The sequence below is a fragment of the Saccharopolyspora rosea genome (assembly GCF_025643595.1).
Taxonomy (GTDB): Bacteria; Actinomycetota; Actinomycetes; order Mycobacteriales; family Pseudonocardiaceae; genus Saccharopolyspora; species Saccharopolyspora rosea.
The window spans coordinates 373859-391245 of sequence record NZ_CP102826.1; the positions used below are offsets into that span (position 1 = coordinate 373859).

At 68.8% G+C, this 17387-nt stretch carries 19 protein-coding genes and 1 tRNA gene; 9 read left to right on the forward strand and 11 right to left on the reverse strand.

Annotated elements, in window-relative coordinates:
• Positions 1-63: 63 nt before the first annotated feature.
• Positions 64-1509: a threonine/serine exporter family protein gene (locus NV263_RS01815; RefSeq protein WP_263250598.1), complete on the reverse strand. Its 1446-nt coding sequence runs from the start codon at positions 1507-1509 to the stop codon at positions 64-66.
• A gap of 250 nt (positions 1510-1759) precedes the next feature.
• On the opposite strand from NV263_RS01815, the gene NV263_RS01820 reads away from it, so the two are divergent.
• Positions 1760-1832, forward strand: a tRNA-Thr gene (locus NV263_RS01820).
• 67 nt (positions 1833-1899) lie between these two features.
• On the opposite strand, the gene NV263_RS01825 is transcribed toward NV263_RS01820, so the two are convergent.
• The 7 genes from NV263_RS01825 to NV263_RS01855 all read right to left on the reverse strand — a co-directional run bounded on the left by NV263_RS01825 (position 1900) and on the right by NV263_RS01855 (position 7862).
• The gene (locus NV263_RS01825) at positions 1900-3246 is read right to left on the reverse strand and encodes a tyrosine-type recombinase/integrase (RefSeq protein WP_263250599.1); all 1347 of its coding nucleotides are present in this window, start codon (positions 3244-3246) and stop codon (positions 1900-1902) included.
• A gap of 724 nt (positions 3247-3970) precedes the next feature.
• Entirely contained in the window at positions 3971-4255 is a 285-nt protein-coding gene (locus NV263_RS01830) for a hypothetical protein (protein WP_263250600.1), read from the reverse strand.
• Positions 4252-4458, reverse strand: a complete 207-nt coding sequence (locus tag NV263_RS01835) for a helix-turn-helix domain-containing protein (protein WP_263250601.1) — start codon at positions 4456-4458, stop codon at positions 4252-4254. The genes NV263_RS01830 and NV263_RS01835 overlap by 4 nt, the downstream gene beginning before the upstream one ends.
• Before the next feature lie 342 nt (positions 4459-4800).
• Positions 4801-6336, reverse strand: coding sequence for a DUF3987 domain-containing protein (locus NV263_RS01840; RefSeq protein WP_397545613.1), 1536 nt, complete (start codon positions 6334-6336; stop codon positions 4801-4803).
• A 526-nt stretch (positions 6337-6862) separates the two neighbouring features.
• Positions 6863-7186, reverse strand: a complete 324-nt coding sequence (locus tag NV263_RS01845) for a hypothetical protein (RefSeq protein ID WP_263250603.1) — start codon at positions 7184-7186, stop codon at positions 6863-6865.
• The gene (locus NV263_RS01850) at positions 7183-7593 is read right to left on the reverse strand and encodes a hypothetical protein (RefSeq protein WP_263254009.1); all 411 of its coding nucleotides are present in this window, start codon (positions 7591-7593) and stop codon (positions 7183-7185) included. Before NV263_RS01850 ends, NV263_RS01845 begins: the two co-directional genes overlap by 4 nt.
• A gap of 2 nt (positions 7594-7595) precedes the next feature.
• Entirely contained in the window at positions 7596-7862 is a 267-nt protein-coding gene (locus tag NV263_RS01855; protein WP_263250604.1) for a helix-turn-helix domain-containing protein, read from the reverse strand.
• A gap of 175 nt (positions 7863-8037) precedes the next feature.
• Between NV263_RS01855 and NV263_RS01860 the strand changes: the two genes are divergently transcribed.
• The gene (locus tag NV263_RS01860; protein ID WP_263250605.1) at positions 8038-8406 is read left to right on the forward strand and encodes a GntR family transcriptional regulator; all 369 of its coding nucleotides are present in this window, start codon (positions 8038-8040) and stop codon (positions 8404-8406) included.
• Between the two features lie 11 nt (positions 8407-8417).
• Here NV263_RS01860 and NV263_RS01865 read toward each other — a convergent pair whose 3' ends face one another.
• Positions 8418-8621: a hypothetical protein gene (locus NV263_RS01865; RefSeq protein WP_263250606.1), complete on the reverse strand. Its 204-nt coding sequence runs from the start codon at positions 8619-8621 to the stop codon at positions 8418-8420.
• 155 nt (positions 8622-8776) lie between these two features.
• On the opposite strand from NV263_RS01865, the gene NV263_RS01870 reads away from it, so the two are divergent.
• On the forward strand, positions 8777-10162 hold the full coding sequence (locus tag NV263_RS01870; protein WP_263250607.1) for a tetratricopeptide repeat protein: 1386 nt from the start codon (positions 8777-8779) through the stop codon (positions 10160-10162).
• On the opposite strand, the gene NV263_RS01875 is transcribed toward NV263_RS01870, so the two are convergent.
• Positions 10159-11040: an aminoglycoside phosphotransferase family protein gene (locus tag NV263_RS01875; protein WP_263250608.1), complete on the reverse strand. Its 882-nt coding sequence runs from the start codon at positions 11038-11040 to the stop codon at positions 10159-10161. The genes NV263_RS01870 and NV263_RS01875 overlap by 4 nt on opposite strands.
• A gap of 847 nt (positions 11041-11887) precedes the next feature.
• On the opposite strand from NV263_RS01875, the gene NV263_RS01880 reads away from it, so the two are divergent.
• Positions 11888-12403, forward strand: coding sequence for a DUF2127 domain-containing protein (locus tag NV263_RS01880; RefSeq protein ID WP_263250609.1), 516 nt, complete (start codon positions 11888-11890; stop codon positions 12401-12403).
• 135 nt (positions 12404-12538) lie between these two features.
• Positions 12539-12898 (forward strand): DUF3099 domain-containing protein, encoded by a 360-nt coding sequence (locus NV263_RS01885; protein ID WP_263250610.1) that lies wholly within the window; start codon positions 12539-12541, stop codon positions 12896-12898.
• 16 nt (positions 12899-12914) lie between these two features.
• On the opposite strand, the gene NV263_RS01890 is transcribed toward NV263_RS01885, so the two are convergent.
• On the reverse strand, positions 12915-13679 hold the full coding sequence (locus NV263_RS01890) for a VOC family protein (protein ID WP_263250611.1): 765 nt from the start codon (positions 13677-13679) through the stop codon (positions 12915-12917).
• A 191-nt stretch (positions 13680-13870) separates the two neighbouring features.
• Between NV263_RS01890 and NV263_RS01895 the strand changes: the two genes are divergently transcribed.
• From NV263_RS01895 to NV263_RS01910, 4 genes are all read left to right on the forward strand, one after another.
• A complete protein-coding gene (locus tag NV263_RS01895; RefSeq protein WP_263250612.1) occupies positions 13871-14587 on the forward strand; it encodes a S1 family peptidase in 717 nt (238 codons plus the stop codon).
• 488 nt (positions 14588-15075) lie between these two features.
• A complete protein-coding gene (gene ectA, locus NV263_RS01900) occupies positions 15076-15567 on the forward strand; it encodes a diaminobutyrate acetyltransferase (protein WP_263254011.1) in 492 nt (163 codons plus the stop codon).
• A gap of 87 nt (positions 15568-15654) precedes the next feature.
• A complete protein-coding gene (gene ectB, locus NV263_RS01905) occupies positions 15655-16902 on the forward strand; it encodes a diaminobutyrate--2-oxoglutarate transaminase (RefSeq protein ID WP_263250613.1) in 1248 nt (415 codons plus the stop codon).
• 35 nt (positions 16903-16937) lie between these two features.
• Positions 16938-17348 (forward strand): ectoine synthase, encoded by a 411-nt coding sequence (locus NV263_RS01910; protein ID WP_263250614.1) that lies wholly within the window; start codon positions 16938-16940, stop codon positions 17346-17348.
• Positions 17349-17387: the final 39 nt, after the last annotated feature.

The following is a 17387-nucleotide window of genomic DNA, read 5'->3' on the forward strand; positions in this document are numbered from 1 at the left end:
TCGGACAGCCCACGGCGATCACCCGTCTGGACCGCTCGGGTGATCATCGGTGGCCCGGGGTGATCAGTCCAGCCTGCGCCGGGTCGGGCGCAGCGGACCGGACATGCGCGGCCCGGCGATCCGGCGTTCCAGCCGTCCGAGGCGGCTGCGGATCGGCTGCGCGAGGTACTCGCCCAGCACCACGCCCGCGCCGAGCGCGAGACCGGTGGCCACGGCCAGCATCAGGGTGGTCAGCCCGGTGGGGCTGCCGAGCACCGAGAGCTCGTACAGGCCGCGGTAGGTGGCCAGACCGGGCAGCAGCGGCGCCACCCCGGACACCGCGATCACCAGCGGTGGGATCCGCAGCCGCCGGGCGATGATCCCGCCGACGAAACCGACCACGGTGGTGGCCACCGCCCCGGCGAGCACGGTGTGCACGGCGGCCAGCGTCAGCACCGAGTGCACTGCCGCCGCGACGGCGCCACCGGCACCGGCCACGATCAGCGGTCGCGGCGGGGCGTAGCTGGCCAGCGCGAAGCAGGCGGAGGTGGACGCACCGGCGAGCATCTGCACCGGCAGGTGCAGCGCCGGTGCGAGCACCTCGGCGCGGCCGATGTCCTGGACGTCCAGCCCGCCGCCGATGCCGTCCCCGCCGACGATCCGCAGTCCGATGTAGAGGGCGAGCACGACACCCGCGATCAGCCCGGCCGACATCAGTGCCAGCTCGAAGATCCGGCCCGCCGCGGTGACGTTGTAGCCGGTGATCGCGTCCTGCATGGAACCGACCACGGTCATCCCGGACAGCAGAACGATGATGCTCGCGGCCACCGCCAGCGCGGCGTTGTCCAGGTATCCCGTCGAATACCCGGCCAGCGCCACCCCGGTGGCGATCGCACCGCCCACGGCCTGTTGGAAGAAGAACGGCAGGGCGCGCTTGTTCAGCAGCCGTCCGATGCGGTCCACCAGGGCCGTGGAGCCGGCGGCGACCAGCGGCAGCAGCACGTTGGTCCCGCCGCCGAGCAGCACCGCCAGCGAGGCGGCCATGCCCGCCCAGGCGAGGGTGGCGACCCAGCGGGGGAAGGGGTGCGACGCGGTGGTGATCTTGTCCAGCTCGGCGTAGGCGTCCGATGCGGTGATCTCCCCGGAGATGATCCGCCGCACCAGCGCCTCGGCGTCAGCGAGCCGGGTGTAGTCGATCGACCGGTTGCGGACCACGCGCAGCGAGGTGATCGGTGGCAGGTCGGTACCGCGGTAGCAGGACACGGTGATCGACGTGTAGATCACGTCGACCTCGCAGTGGGGCAGGCCGTAGGCGTTGACCACCGCGATGATCGTCGCGGTCACGTCCGAGGCGCCCGCGCCGCTGGCCATCTGCACCTCACCGATGCGCAGGCCCAGGTCGAGGACGAGGTGGACGGTGGACTCGTCGGGCAGTGCCGGCCCGTACACGACGTTGCGAGTCCCCGGGGGCATGGTGAGTTCCGGGTCGCGCCGCCGCAGCACACCACGGGCGCGCTGCGTGATTCCCACTGCTGGTTTCCTCCCTGCCTGGTGCTCCCGCGAACGGACCGCGGTGCGTGATCTTCCTCCCGGGCATCGGACGGCACGTGCCGACCGTTGCAGCCGCAACATATGGCGTCGCTCACTGCGGTACTCGCGCCCGCACCGACGCAGGGCCCGCCGGATCCCGGGAACGCGGATCGGCGACCGGCTTCGGTGCCCGGCGACCGGACGCTTACGATGTCTGCGCGCGCCTCCGGACGGGGGAGCCGACGCGAGTGCCGCTGTAGCTCAGTTGGTAGAGCGCCCGCCTTGTAAGCGGATGGTCAGGGGTTCGAGTCCCCTCAGCGGCTCCGAGACTACCAGGAGTGATGTGATCGACCTCTGGGTCACCAGGGCGGTTCCGGCTCAGTTCTCGGCTCACTTGGGGTTCCAGAGGAACCCGTTGAGCCGGTCGGCCACGTCCCGCCGAAGCTGGTCGGTGACGTGCATGTAGCGCTTCCGCATGTTCGGTGAGGACCAGCCCATCAGATCCATCGCCGTACGATCGGGCACCCCGAGGAGCAGCAGCACCGTCGCCGCGGTGTGCCGCGCATCGTGCAGCCGCGCGTCGCGCACTCCGGCCTCCGCCAGGATCGACTTCCACTCCTCCCAGTCCCGGCGCGCGTCGATCGGTTTCCCGTTGGGTTGGGTGAACATCCAGTCGCCGTCGTGCCACTCGGTCCCGGCGAACTCCCGTTCGGCCTGCTGCGCCTGTTCGTGCGCGAGGATCAGTTCGAACAAGGCTTCGGGCAGGACCCACTTCCGACGCCCCGCGGTCGACTTCACCTCGACTTCGCGGAGCCCGCCGCCGCGCCGCTTCGGGCAACTGGCCGCGTGCCGGGTGCAGTTCGGCGGGCACGGCCGGTGGTGCCCCTTCTCGTCCCGGATGCAGTTCTTCGGGTTCCGGTGCCGGGTGCAGTTGTCCGGACAGGCCACCCGGTGAAGCCGCGCCCCGCAGGCATGCGGGTCGTCGCATCCGTGCTCCCAGGCGTGGCGCTGCAATGCCTTGCGGACACGAATGATCCGGTTCTTCCGGTCGAGCCGACTCCACCTGAAGGCGAGGACTTCGCCCTGGCGACAGCCGAGCGCGAGAGCGATCACGAACCGCACTCCGCCACGCCGTTTGAGCGCGGTCGCGATGATGCGCTGGATCTCGTCCTCGTCGAACGGTTCGATCTCCTCTTCCTCGATCCGAGGTGACGTCACCAGCTCGAACGGGTCCCAGGTGATGATCCGGCGCTTCCATGCCGCGCGGAACGCGGTGCGTGCGGTTCGGTGTACCTGGTGCGCGGTCCCCGCGCTGGAACCGTCGCGTTGCATCTTCGCGTAGAGCTTCTCGAAGTGCTCCGGCTCCACGTTGTCCATCCAGTGCGCCCCGATCCCGGGGATCAGGTGCTTGTACACCGCGGTGCGGTAGCCCTGGAGCGTCTTGTAGCGCACGGACGGCGCCGCGATGTTCTCCACCCAGTGGGCCAACCACTTCTCGACCTTCCACCGGCCACCAGCTCGGCGAGCCCGACCGCTGTCGCGTTCCTTCTCCAGGTCGCGGACCTTGCGGGTGACGACCTTCTCGTCCTTGGACTGGACGTGGCGGCGGTCGGGGGTGCCGTCGTCGCGGACGCCCATGGTGACCCGGCCGTGCCAGTAGCCGTCGGCCTCGCTGTAGTAGATGCTGCTGGCTCCGTTGGGGGCCCGGGTGCCTTCCGGGCGGCGCTTGCGTGGCATGCGCGGTTCCTTTCGTGATCGGTGGTGTCGTTCTCGATGGCGGGAAACCCGCGGCCAAGACGCGGGGCTTCTCGGTAGCGGCCGGCACTCCGGGACAGCGGGGACACGACGGCTGCGCCAGCGGGTGATGCCGGGATTGCGGGGCCCGTATGCGGGGCCTGCATGCGGGTTAGATCCGGGATTAGGTCGCGTCGGTGGAGTTAGACTTCTAACTCGGGGCTAACTCGCTGGATGACCTGCGGAAAGTTAGGAAAATTAGCGAGTTAGACCCCCCGTTGGGAGCATCGAAACGGCTCTCAATCGGGGTCCTGCGAGGACTTCGGACGTCTAACTCGTCCACCCCGTGGTCTAGCGGCCGGCGGTTGGCCTGCGGTCCGGCGATGGGGCGGGGTTGACTCGCTCCGCTGGCGTGCCCGCTAGGCGCTAGGCGCCCGGTCGGCCGGGGCGTGGGCCGCTAGCGAGCCCGCTAGGTCTAGCAGGCATGGCCGCTAGGTCTGGCGGCGCCGGGGCAGGAGCGAGCTGCCGTGTCGCCGGTCGGTGAGTCGATCGTTCGGTGTCCGTCGAGTACCGCTCTCGGGGCGGTGTGCCGGGGGTGGTTCACTTCGTTCACTTCCTCACTTCCGTGATGGTTTGCGCAGGTGAGAGCGAGTGGGGCGGGTGAGTGAGCGGGCAAGTGAAAATTCACTCGCGTGGTGGCCGGTCACTTGCTCACTCACTTGCCCGGTCACTGCCGCGCGGCGGGGACGGCGGGCATGCGTCGGCGCAGTCGTGGGGCGGGGATGGCGTGTCCGGCGCGTTCGAGCGCGAGCATCACGGCCCGCAGTCCGCCGGTGACGACGAAGGCGCCGAGGGCCAGCGTGCGGGCCATGCCGCAGGCCAGCGCCAGCGCGGTGATGAGCACGGCGGGCAGCACGGCCCGCCAGAGCACCACCGCGGCGAGCGCGAGCGCCACGACCACCGCGGCGGCGAGGATTGCCAGCGGGCGCAGCAGCAGATCGGCGGGTCTCATGCTGCACCTCGCATCCGCGCCGCGGTGTGGTTGGGCGCTTGCTCGGCGGCCAGGCGCTCGACGTAGGCGGTCAGCGCGTCGGCGGGGATGCGGCGGGCCTGGCCGATGCGTACCGAGGCGATGTCGCCGGACTTCAGCAGCCGGAACATGGTGGCCCGGCTGACTGACAACCGGCGCGCGGCGGCCTCGACGGTCAGCAGCACGCGCGGCGCGTCCTCGGACGGCTGAGACCGGGTGAGGGAACGCCCAGGGGCGGCCGACAGCCCCGCATCCGCGGGGGTTCCGGCGGCCTGCTCCCGGGATTCCCTCGACTCCCTTCCGGCCGTTTGCGCAGGTCGCGCCGAGGGAATGGCCGAGGGAACGCGCCAGGGAGAATTCCCTGCCTCCTCGGCGGCTCCCTGTCTGGTTCCCTGCTGGGGCGAGCGGGGGGTTTGCTGGCTGTGGTTCATCGGTGCTCCCCTCCGTACGAAGTTGACGAAGTTACGAACTTTGGTTCTGACCTGCGGTTTCTTCGGGGGCAAAGTTCGTAGGCACGAACTTTGGTCTCAGCGTTTGCCCTGGTCAGAGGCAAACTTCGTAATTTCGTGGTGTTCGTTGGCCACGTAGGTCTCGGTGGCGCGGCCTCCTTTCCTGCCCTCGGGGCGTCGGAAGGTCTTAGTGATCACGTCCTCGGCGGCCAACTGGTCGAGCAAGGCGGTGATGTTGGCGGCGGCCTCGTTGCCCCGGAAGTGCTGCTGGCTGATCTCGGTGCGTGTGCGTCCGGCCGGTCCGGCGTCGGCGATGAACCGGGCGAGCTTGTCCCGCTTCGGGTTCGAGGTGGTGAACACGGCGCGGGCGGAGGCGACGGCGTAGCGGACGAACGCGGCGGCGGCGGCCAGGTGGTGCGGTTCGACGAGGGGGGTGCCGTCGAGGGCGGCGTGGAGCCCGGCGACGCGCAGGCAGTTGGGCGCGGCGCGGGAGAGGAACTGCTCGATGGGGCCGTCGTCGGTGCTGTAGCCGCCGAACTCGACGTAGAGCCGCTGCCAGAGCGCGGCGGCCTCACGGGTCATGCGCAGTTGTCCGAGCTGGGCGCCGGTGTCCAGGCGGGCGCGCAGGTCGACGGCCAGGCGATCCAGCAGCTTGGGGTCGGCGCCGGTGCCGCCGGGCAGGTACTGGGTCTGGGCGACCAGGACCGGGAGGAACCGGTTGTAGGTGCCGCCGGCCATGTCCGAGGCCGAGAGTTTGGCCTGAAACTCGCGGGGGGTGATGTGGGCCAGGATCGCGATGTGGGTGTCGCGCACGATCCGGGCGGTCACGCCCAGGGTGGACAGGTTCCCGCCCTCCCACGCGGCCCGCAGGGTGGCCGACAGCGTGTTGCCCTCGCGCTTCATGCGGGCCATGACGGTGGCCCACTCGGTCTCGAACGCCAGCAGCCGCCGATCACCGGGCGGCAGCAGCGAGGCCCGGCGTTTGCCCTTGGACTTCTCCTCGCCGTCGTCGGGGCCGGTGGCCTCGTCCTCGTCGGCGGTGAACGCCTGGGTCAGGCCCTCGCCGGAGGTCAGTCCGGAGTGGATGTTGCGCTCCACGAAGTCCGGGTCGGTGGCCAGCAGCAGGCGCTTGGCGGCCGACCATCCGGCGCCTTTGCGGCCGATGCCGGTGCGGCCGATGACCATCGGCCACACCAGCAGTGGGTGTCGGTCGTCCCCGGCTCGCAGGTAGGGGCCGTCGCCGAGGTAGACGCCGGTGGCGGCCATCAGCGAGGCCAGGATGTTGGCGGGGTCGGCCTCGCTGGTCGGTTCCAGCTGGCGCACCACCGAGCCGAGGTAGGTGCCGAACATCGCCTCGTCGCGGGGCGGAAGCTCGGCGCGGGCGCGTTCGATCTCGGTCAGGGCGCGGCGTTGGGTCTCCGGGTCCACCAGCGGGTTCTCCGGCTGGTGGTCTCGGTTCTCCCCATGCAGGTCAGAAGCGGTGGAGAAGCCCTGCGGGAGAGGTGCCGGAGAACCGGGTTCTCCGGGCGCCCTCGCGTCGCCGGGATTGTGGACGAGGTGCAGCCGGGGGCGCTGGTCGGCCCCGTCGGCTGATGGGGTCTGAGGGTTACTCATGGGCCTGGTGCTCCGATGTCGACGCGGTGCGCGAACTAGGCGTTGTGCCTGTTCGCACGGTCAGTAAGGCGGTCGGTAACAGGGCCAGGGGTCGGTTCGATCGAGGGTCGATTCACGCAGGCCAGCGCGGCCTCAACTGGGTTCAACTCTTGCTGGTCAGCGCCTCGATCGACCCGGATCGAGTCGGGGCGGATCGACCCTCGATCGAATCCCGGGCGACCGGTGTCTCCTGCGGTGCTCCCGGCCGGTCACGAGGGGGGTTACTGACGGTCTGTGCTGCGGCAGTAACCCCGTCGGGCCGGTTCGGTTACCGGGTGGTTCCGGGCCGCCGGGGCGTGGTTCCCGTCGGGGGCGTTCGTGCTGTTCCCGACGGTTCCCGGCCCCGCTCCCCGGGGGTGCGGACCCCTCGCGATGAGTGGCGGGAGACCCGGCCCGGCGGTGGGTTCAGGCCCGCCGGTGCGGCGGGTGGCGGGATGGCACCGCCGGGCCGGGGCGAACAGGGACGGGTCCGCACCCCTCGGGTCGGCTAGTTCGGCCAGAGCGTGTCCGGGGCGACCTCGACCGGATGCGCGCCGCTGGTCTGTGAGGCGGCGGCCCACACCGCGCGTGCCCGGGTCTGGGCGAGCACGTAGTGGGCCGGGTCGAAGAACGGGCCGCCGCACTCGGCGAGCGTGGCCAACCCGTCCTCCAGTCCGGCGCGCTCGGCGGCAGGCAGTCCGGCGGCGGCGCGGGTCACGTACTCGGCCAGCAGCCCGACGGGCAGCTCGCGCAGTTCGGCCGTGCTGACCGGCAAGGCGTAGAGCAGCGTGGTCACCCCGTGCAGCGTCAGACTCTCGGGACGGGTGTTCATGACCGGCTCACCCCCGCCAGCTCGCGACGCTGGGCGGGCACGCCCGGTCGTCCGTACAGGTCCTGGACTCGCTGGCGCACCGCCAGCAACAGCGCGTGCTCCTCGGTGCCGGGGTCGAGGTCCGCGATCTCCTGGCGCGCCAGGTACACGCGGTTGGAACCCTCGTGCAGGAACGTTTCCAGCACGATCTCGTGGGCGTATTCGTCGTCGCCGAGTTCCTGCTCATCCAGCGTCATCCCACCGATGGCAGCCAGCCACAACACCGCCTCGATGTCCTCCAGCGACATCGGCAGGGACATGCTGACCTGCATCGCGATCGGGGTGTCGTTGCCTTCGCGGTGGGTCGGGTGGAACACCGCGTGGTGCTCACCGACCATGCCGTGTGCCTGGTCCGGGTTCAGTCGCATCGTCACGCCACCCCCTCGTCCTGCGCGTCGTCGGCGGCCTCGGCGGCCGACTCGTCGCCGGTCACGAACGCCTCATAGGCGGCCTGCGAGCACCGCTCGGCGTAGACGCCCAGCGCCCACCCGGGAACCCGGAGCGTGCCCTTGCCCGTGCCCAGCTTCAGCGCGTCCAACTCGCCGGACTCGATCGCCCGGTAGATCGTGTTCACCGAGACGTCGAACATCTCGGCTACTGCCTTGACCCGGTAGAACCGGCTACGCTCGAACTGCATCGATGCTCCCAACGTTTCGATGTCCCGCCCCGTCCGGTGTTGCCGCACCGGTCGGGGCTTTTCTTGTGTCCCCTGCGACGAGCGGGACGAGAGACAAGCTAGGTAACTTAGCCAAGATAGTCAAGTACAAGTCACCTAACTGGCCTAGCTTGCGTCGCCGGGTAGCCTCTCTGACATGGGAAAAGTCGATCCTGATGACCCTCGGCCGCCGTACCAGCAAGTCGCCGACGACCTCCGCGCTGCCATCCAGACAGGGACGCTTGCCCCCGGTGATCGGCTTCCGAAGCAGTCCGAGCTGGCCAACGACTACGGGGTTTCGATCGGCACGGTGAAGAGCGCCCTGGGAGTGCTCCGGGATGAAGCGCTGATCACCAGCCGTCAAGGTGAAGGGTCGTGGGTCCGCCGCTCGCGGTCCGATGGCTCGGCGGCTAACGTCGACTCCGGGAGTGCCGATGTTTCGGAAATGCTTACCGAAGTGTTGCACCGGCTTGACGGCTTGAGCCAGCGAATCGCTGCTATCGAGCAACGCCTTTCTCGTGATTGATCCGTGCATGCCTACTTGCCCAGCCCTCGGAGGAAGGTAACCACGCCGTTGATCGCATCTCCGATGCGGTCGAAGGCTCCCTGAGCGAATGCGGCGGCGTCGTTCGGAAACTTCACGATGAGTACCACGACGGCGACCACGAGTAGGGTCTTGACCAGTTTTCCGACAGCGCCGCTGCCACCCGTCGGCAAAATGGGAAGTTGGTTCTTCGCCATTGACCTGACTCCCTTCTGGCGTTCAGAGCAGTTCGGTTCAGACCGCTCCGTGTCCTGTGTCCCTGACGTCTTCAAGGAAACCGCTGACAAATGCGGGACAACAGGGCACACAAGGGGGCACACTTGAACACCCAGGAGACACAGGCGGAGGTGGCATGGAAGGCAACGGGAAGCTTGCGACCCTGATGCGGGAGGCCGGTTTCCTGAAGGACGACGGCTCCGTAGGACTCAAGGTGTTCGCTCGGGCGACGAGTCGGCACTCGGACCGGACCTACACCCACACGTACGTGAAGCGCTGGCTCAGCGGCATGGTTCCGCGTGACGAGAAGACCCGCCGAGCCGTCGCACGAGCCCTGAGCGAGCGCCTTGGCCGCCCCGTAGACCTGCACGAAGTGGGGTTCGAGCCATCGAGCGAAGTGTCCGCCGAGCTGGGCCTTTCGTATCCGGACAAGCTCTCCGAGAGCATCGCCGTCGTCGGACGGCTTTGGGAGGCGGATCTCGACGACACCGCCACCCTCCTGACCGCACCGACGAACGTCGCGGCTTGGAACGAGGCGTCGCTGTCCTGGCTGGTCGCGAACCGCTACGACCTGGCGAAGGGAGCGGGGAAGCGCCGGGTGGGCCCCGCGGATGTCGCCGGCATCCAGAGCACCACGGACATGTTCGATCGCCTCGATGGGCAGCACGGCGGTGGTCACGCCCGTCGGGCGCTGATCGAGTTCCTACGGTCGGACCTGGCCGCCCTACTTCAGGGCTCGTACAGCGACGAGACCGGGCGAGAGCTGTTCAAGGCCGCTTCGCAGGCCACCCTGCTCGGCGCCTGGATGTCCTACGACGCCGGGCTTCATGGCCTGGCGCAGCGGTACTTCGTCCAGTCGCTGAAGCTCGCGGAGTCGACTGGGGACCGCTTGCTGGGCGCCAGCATCCTCGACGCGATGAGCCACCAGGCGACGTTCCTGGGGAAGTACCGAGAAGCCGCAAACCTGGCACGAGCCGCCAGGATGGGCACGGAGACCGCTGGTTCTCCGAGCGCCACCGCGCACTTCTACGCGATGGAAGCTCGCGCCCTCGCGCGGCTCGGCGACACGGCGGAATGCGACCGGGCCATGTCGGAGGCGGTCAGGGAGTTCGAGCGCCGCAACCCTGACGACGACCCTGCGGACTGGTTCGGCTACTTCAACGACGCCGAGCTTGCGGCCGAGCTCGGGCACTGCAACCGCGATCTCGGGCGATCGGTCGACGCGAGCACGTACGCTTCACAGTCCCTCGGCCCGACGGAGAGCGGGTACGTCCGCAGCGACTTCTTTGCCACGATGGTTCTCGCCGACGCATACCTTGACCAGGGCGAAGCTGAGCAGGCGTGCCGAGTGGCGTTGGGAGCCCTCGAAATCGGTGAACGGCTCAAGTCCGCTCGGTGTCAGGCATACGTCGACGAGTTCCGTCAGCGTCTCACCCGCGTTGGCAACAGCCCTGTGGCCAGGGACTTCACCGAACGAGCATCGACGACGCGGCTGTGGCGGCCTGAGGACGCCAGGTCCTAGAAGGGGGACCAGTCGGTCCGCGGTCCGCCCGTCCGGATGGCGGCGATTCGCTTCTGCACCTCGGCCTCGGCCCGCTCGTCGGCGCCTACCTTGCCGCAGAGCCAGAGCGTCATCGCGATCTCTCGATAGTCGGCGAGGACGCGATATCCGGGCCACTTCATGATGTCGAAACCGTAGACCTCGGCGAACGTCCGGTATTCGTCCTCCGTGTGCCAACCGAAACGCTCGTAGAAGAGCGCCGTTTGCACCAAGTCCCATTCGCGGGGGCCAGTACAGAAGCTATCCAGATCGATGAGCACAGGGGCGCCATCTCGATCAAGGATGACATTCCCGACGTTCGCGTCACCGTGGATGACACCCGGCGGTAGTTCGAATTCGAGTTCGGCGTACTCGACCCTGAGTTGTTCGATTCGATCTCGAATGAACCGCGCGTCACGTGCGGACAGGTTTTCCAGGTAGGGAAGCTGCATATCGAGCTTGCCGAACGGGTCTTTCGCGGGCAGAGAAATGCCGGGCTGGTCGAGTTCGTGCAGTCGTCGAATCAGCTCGGCAACTTGGTCGATCGGCGCGTACTCCTCGCGCTCGGAGACGGAGACCCAGAACGTCGCTACGTGCCCAGCGACCTCCACCGGCTGTTCGGCATGAAGAGCGCGCGTAGCGGGGTAGTCCTGCGCTTCCAACCACCGGGCCACCGCGACCTGCATCCGTGCGTTCTCGATCGTCTCGCCATCCCGGGCGATCCTGACGATGACCGGGGCCCTGAGCCGGTACACCGCGTTCGAGCCGATCCGGATCAGCTCGGCGCCGGCCGGGTCGATCCCGACCTCGCCGCAGGCGGCCTGGAGGACGTGTTCGGCGGTGTCCGCTGCCAATGACATCGTTGTGACCTCAACCTTTCCCGCTCGCACCACTGCGAACGTACCGGCGCGAGTAGTCGTCGTGTCGGGCCGCGCGCAGGCGGCACGTCGGTTGGTCCTAGTGCGTCAGCGCTCCTCCTCGCATGGGTCGGAAGGCTGAAACAGTGGGGGTGGGCGCTGGAACCCGGGGAAGGCCCTTGTGCGCGCTGAGAAGCGGCCTCCCGAGCGATCGGGGCTGTCGACGCGACGAGACTCCGCAGGCTCCCTGCTCAGCCAGAGAGGATCTGAGCCGCCGTCTGAGATCGCCGTAGAGCGCCTTTCCGAGGGGAGCCGGGGCAGAGGTACCCCCAAACCGTCTCAGCCCAACTCAGCGCCTGGTTGATCGAGGGCGTGAGTCACATCGAGTCCGCCGAAGTGTCCCCGCTGTCCCCGGCCGTCGTTGCAGGTCTCGGTCCGGCTCAGTTCTCGGCCCAGTCGCTGTCCGTTCGGACTGCCCCTCACTGTTCCAGCAGTGCCGCTGACCAGCGCGAAGGAACCGCTGGATACCCGGTGAAACTACAAGTCGGAGATCTTGTAAGCGGATGGTCAGGGGTTCGAGTCCCCTCAGCGGCTCCAGACTACCCGGCGGGGACAGAGGTCCCGGTAGGCGCTTCGTCACTCGGCGTAGGCGGGCGGGCGTCCGCTGCGGGGTTCGAGTGATCGCCGCTCAGCGCGGCTCCCGCGGAACGATCGCTGTGCTGAACTGCGCGCGACCCGGTTCACCGAACCGACTTCCGTTGTCAGCCGATCGTGCGGGCGAGGTCCGCCCGCGGTCGGGGGCCGGGGTGGGCGCTCCCGCCGCCGATCTCGGCTCGCGCATGATGGGGGCGTGGCTGGTGGCAGCAGCGTGACCGAGAAGTTGTTCCGGGTCGCCGTCGTGCTCAAGGGGTTGGACGGCGTCGTGCAGTTGTTGGGCGGGATCCTGGTGATCTTCGTCCCGCCCAGTGCGATCACCGCGTTGGCGCACGTGACCACGCGCGACGTGTTCGGCGGAGCGGGCGGGCCGCTGGCGCAGCACTTCGAGCAGGCGGCCGAGCACTTCGCCAACGGCGGGACCCGGACGTTCGTGATCGCGTACCTGCTGGTGCACGGGGTGATCAAGATCGGCCTGGTCATCGCGCTGCTGTGCAAGATCCGGCCGGCCTACCCGATCGCCGTGGTGGCGTTGGGGGCGTTCGTCGTCTTCGAGGTGCTGCGGGCGACGCGCACCCACTCGATCGAGCTGCCGTTCTTCGCCGCGCTGGACGTGCTGATCATCGTGATGGTGATCAAGGAGTACTTCGAGCTGCGCAAGCAGCAGGCCCGAGGTCCCGCCGCGCACGACGAGGCCGAGACGGACGCCTAGCGCGTGTTTTGTGAGCGGCGTGAGCCGCTTTCTCTTTCGGTGAGTACGCAAGCAACCGGCACCGCTGAGGTTCCGCCACCGGCACCGCCACGCAAAGCATTTCCGAAACACTCCCAAGCTGGTGTTCCGCTGGGGGTGAGGAGCACCCTGGACGTGCTGCGGATCCCGGTTGGGGAGGTGGCCATGCGGCACGCGCGGCACGACGAGGACCCGGTGCTCATCACCGACGCCGAGCCCTCGTTCGACGAGGAGCAGCGGCACCGCAAGCGCGTCTACGCGGTGCTGATGGTGGTTCACCTGGTGGGATTCACCGCGGCCGGTCTGCTGGCGCACATCTGGTGGCTGGCGCTGGGGATCGTGGCCGTCACGGGAGCTCTGCCGTGGGTGGCGGTCGTGATCGCCAACGACCGCACGTCCGGGCGCGGTCGGCGGCGGGTGTACCGGCACGAGCACCGCGCGCTCCCGGACCGCCACCACGACCAGATCGACGTCTGACCCGCCGGGCCCGCGGTCAGGTCCGCAACGAGAGGACCGCGAAACCCGCGCCCTGCGGGTCGCCGACCGCCGCGAAGCGGCCGGGCTCGATGTCCACGGGACCGTGCAGCACCGCGCCGCCGAGGGCGCGGACCTCCTCGGCGGCGGCGTCGCAGTTGCGCACGGCGAAGCAGACCGACCAGTGCGGCGGGACCTCGGGCGGCCAGTCGTCGCCCATCGCGATCATGCCGCCGACCACGCGGTCGCCGAGCTGCCACGTCGTGTAGGTCATCCCGTCGATCTCGCGGGCCTGCGCCTGCCAGCCGAAGACCGCGGCGTAGAACTCCCGGGCGCGGTCCGGGTCGCGGGTGGCGAGTTCGTTCCAGCACAGCGCGCCCGGCTCGTCGACCAGCCCGGCGCCCGGCATCCGACCGGGCTGCCAGGCCGCGACGACGGCGCCGGCGGGATCGGCGAACACCGCCATCCGCCCCTCGTCCATGACGTCCGTCGGTTCGACGTGCACCTCGCCGCCCGCGTCGCGCACCGCCCGCGCGGTGGCGTCGGCGTCGGAGACCGCGACGTAGGTCGACCACGCCGCCGGCACGCCCTCCTGCCGCAGCGGGCCGATGCCCGCGACGACCCGGTCCCGCACCTCGCACAGCCGGTAGCCGCCGGAGCCCTCCCCGGCGCTGACGACCGTCCACCCGAACAGCCGGGCGTAGAAGCGCTCCGCGGCAGCCGGGTCGGGACTGCTCAGATCCACCCAGCAGGGCGTGCCGGGCTGGTACGAATCGATCTCCACGATGGCCCTCCAGGTGGGAAGAACGCGAAGTCCGCCGTGATTGTTGGACCGCTCTGACCTGCGAGCATCTCGATCTGAGCGCCGGATTCGCGGACTTCTGGCGATTTGTGACCAAGCAATGGACTTGTCACTCGCACGAGTGAAATCTGTGCCGTGGTCCGAACCACCTTCGCGAACCGGAGGAGATCAGCGTGTCCATCGCTCGCAGACTGGCCGTGCTCGCCGCGGCCGCGGCGGCCGTGCTGGTGCCGACCGCGTCGGCAGTCGCCGCCCAACCCTCGGACGTCCACGCCAAGATCATCGACGGCCGGGAGGTGGACAGCGCGCCGTGGGCGGCGCGGCTGTTCTCCGACGGCCGGGAGACCTGCACCGCCACGATCATCGCCCCGGAGTGGGTGCTGACCGCGCAGCACTGCGTGGCGGGCGGCGGCCAGCTGACCTTCCACATCGGCGACGTCGACCAGACCAAGGGCGAGCAGGCCGCGGCCAAGCCCGGCGGCGTGCACATCCACGACACCGCCGACCTGGCCCTGGTCAACCTCGACCACCCGGTGCAGACCCAGTACTCGCCGCTCGGCGAACCCGGCGCGGTGCGCAACGGGCAGACCGTGCAGACCTACGGCTGGGGCGCCACCTGCACCGACCAGCCCGAGATCAACTGCCAGTCGAAGATCCTCAAGGTCGCCGACGTGCGGGTGACGGACGTGGCGTGCAGCGACTACCGGGGCGGCACCGCGGTCTGCGCGACCCGCGGGGACGGCATCCCGGCCGGCGGCGACTCGGGCGGCCCGATGTTCGCCGGTGGCGTGCAGGTCGGCGTGGCCTCCACCAGCGACCGCCAGAGCAACACGGCCTACGCCAACCTCACCGGGTACCGGGAGTGGATCAAGTCCGTGGCCGGGGTCTGACCCGGCACCGCGACGCGGTCGTCCGGACGCCCGCCCGGCGCCCGGCACCACCACCCCGCGGAGGCGCTGCCGCATCGCGGGGAGGGGATTCGCCCCCGTGGTGGTGCTGCCGTGCCGCCGGGTGGGGGCGACGGGCGGCCGCGTTCGCATTTCACCCGAACCGACCACTTTTTTCGGCTCACGAAATCCGGACTCCACCATGCGCGGGGACGCACTTCGGGAATCGGGGTTTGCGCAGGTCAGGGGCTGCCCCGAATGGATTGGTGGGGCAATGCGGCAGCAGATCGATAGCACTTCCCGGAAGTGCTCTGCAACATTCCTGTAGTGCTTCTCACGTGTAAAATCGCATCTCGCCTGGTAGTCGGGCCGTGTAACGTTCTCGTCCCTGGCGCGATACGCATGTTCTGTTAAGTTGGCGAAGCATGACCGGCGACAAACCGAGCCGTAACATCAACGAACGGAATGGCGGAAGCGGTTCAGCCGGGCGGTTGGAGATCGACACTCCGGTCGTCGCGGACGGCCCCGCACTCCACCGAATCACGGTCGATTCGGGAGTGCTCGACGTGAACTCGTCCTACGCATATTTGTTGTGGTGCAGGGACTTCGCGCAAACCTCCGCGGTGGCACGCATCGACGGCGCGGTCGTGGGATTCGTGACCGGCTACATCCGGCCGGACGCGCCGGATGTGCTCGTGGTCTGGCAGATCGCCGTCGATGCCTCCCAGCGCGGTGGTGGCGTGGCAGGTCGACTCCTCGGGCACCTGGTGGACCGGGTCCTACCGCGCGGTGTGCGGTACCTGGAGACCACGATCACGCCGGACAACTCCGCCTCGATCGCGCTGTTCACCGCGTTCGCCCGGCGTCGGGAGACCGAGATCGAGCGCAGCGAGCTGTTCACGGCCGACCTGTTCCCCGACGCGCACCTGGGGGAGGACCTGTACCGCATCGGGCCGTTCTCGGCGGCACCGGCAGTGGTGTGACCCGCGCCTTCGGGCGCGGACGGACCAACTCGATCACATCGCCGGCGGCGGGCCTCCCGGCGCGCCGCACGGCCGAACGGAGGACCCGTGAACGACATCTTCGCAAGCCTGGAATCGGAAGTCCGCAGTTACTGCAGAACCTGGCCGGCCGTGTTCGACCACGCCCGCGGCAGTTGGCTCCACGACGAGGACGGCAACGCCTACCTCGATTTCTTCGCCGGGGCCGGGGCGCTCAATTACGGGCACAACAATCCGCTGCTGAAACGAAAACTGATCGACTACCTCGAACGCGACGGCGTGGTGCACGGACTTGATCAAGCGACCACCGCCAAGCGCGAGTTCCTGACGACCTTCAACGAGAAGGTGCTCCAGCCGCGCGGGTTGAACTACAAGATCCAGTTCCCCGGGCCGACGGGTACCAACTCGGTGGAGTCGGCGCTGAAACTCGCCCGCAAGATCACCGGCAAGGAATCGATCATCAGCTTCACCAACGCGTTCCACGGCATGACGCTGGGTTCGCTGTCGGTGACCGGCAACTCGATGAAGCGCGGTGGCGCGGGCATCCCGCTGGTGCACGCCACCCCGATGCCCTACGACAACTACTTCGACGGGCAGACCCCGGACTTCCTGTTCTTCGAGAAGCTCCTGGAGGACAGCGGCAGCGGGCTCAACGAACCCGCCGCGGTCATCGTCGAGACGTTGCAGGGCGAGGGCGGCATCAACTCGTCCCGCCCGGAGTGGCTGCGCGGGCTGTACGAGCTGTGCCAGAAGCACGGCATCCTGCTGATCGTCGACGACGTGCAGATGGGCTGCGGCCGGACCGGGCCGTTCTTCAGCTTCGAGAAGGCGGGCATCCAGCCGGACATCGTCTGCCTGTCGAAGTCCATCGGCGGCTACGGACTCCCGCTGGCCACCACGCTGATCAAGCCCGAGCACGACGTGTGGGAGCCGGGCGAGCACAACGGCACCTTCCGCGGCAACAACCCGGCGTTCGTCACCGCGTCCGAGGCGTTCCGCCAGTACTGGAGCGACGACTCCCTGGAGAGGTCGACCATCGCCAAGGGCGAGCGGGTCGGCGAGGTGCTCCAGGAGATCGCCGGCGCCCACGAGGGTGCGATCGCCAAGGGCCGCGGCCTGGCGCGCGGTCTGGGCTTCGCCGACCACGACGTGGCGGGCAAGGTCTCCAAGGCGGCGTTCGACCGCAAGCTGCTGCTGGAGACCTCCGGCCCGTCCAGCGAGGTCATCAAGATCATGCCGCCGTTGACCGTGTCGGATGACGAACTGGAGCAGGGCCTTCAGATCATCCGCGAGTCGGTGCAAGCTGTGCTGTCCTGAAGGCCCACCCCGAACCAACCCCAAGAGGAGGAAGTGTGATCGTCCGCAACCTCGAAGAGATCGAGAACACCGACGCCGACATCAAGACGGAGAACTGGCGGAGCAAGCGCATCGTGCTGGCCAAGGAGAAGGTCGGCTTCTCGGTCCACGAGACCACGCTCTACGCGGGCACGGTGAACGACTTCTGGTACGCCAACCACATCGAGGCGGTGTTCATCGTCGAGGGCGAGGGCGAGATCGAGGACAAAGCCACCGGTGAGGTCCACCAGCTCAAGCCCGGCTCCCTCTACCTGCTCAACAACCACGACAAGCACCAGGTCCGGCCGCGGACCCAGATGCGCACCGTGTGCGTGTTCAACCCGCCCGTGACCGGACGCGAGGTGCACGACGAGAACGGCGTGTACCCGCTGGTCGTGGAGGACGACGAGACGCCGGTGGCCGGCTGAGCCGGTGCACCGCGCTTGACCGCTGCGGGTGGCGGGTAA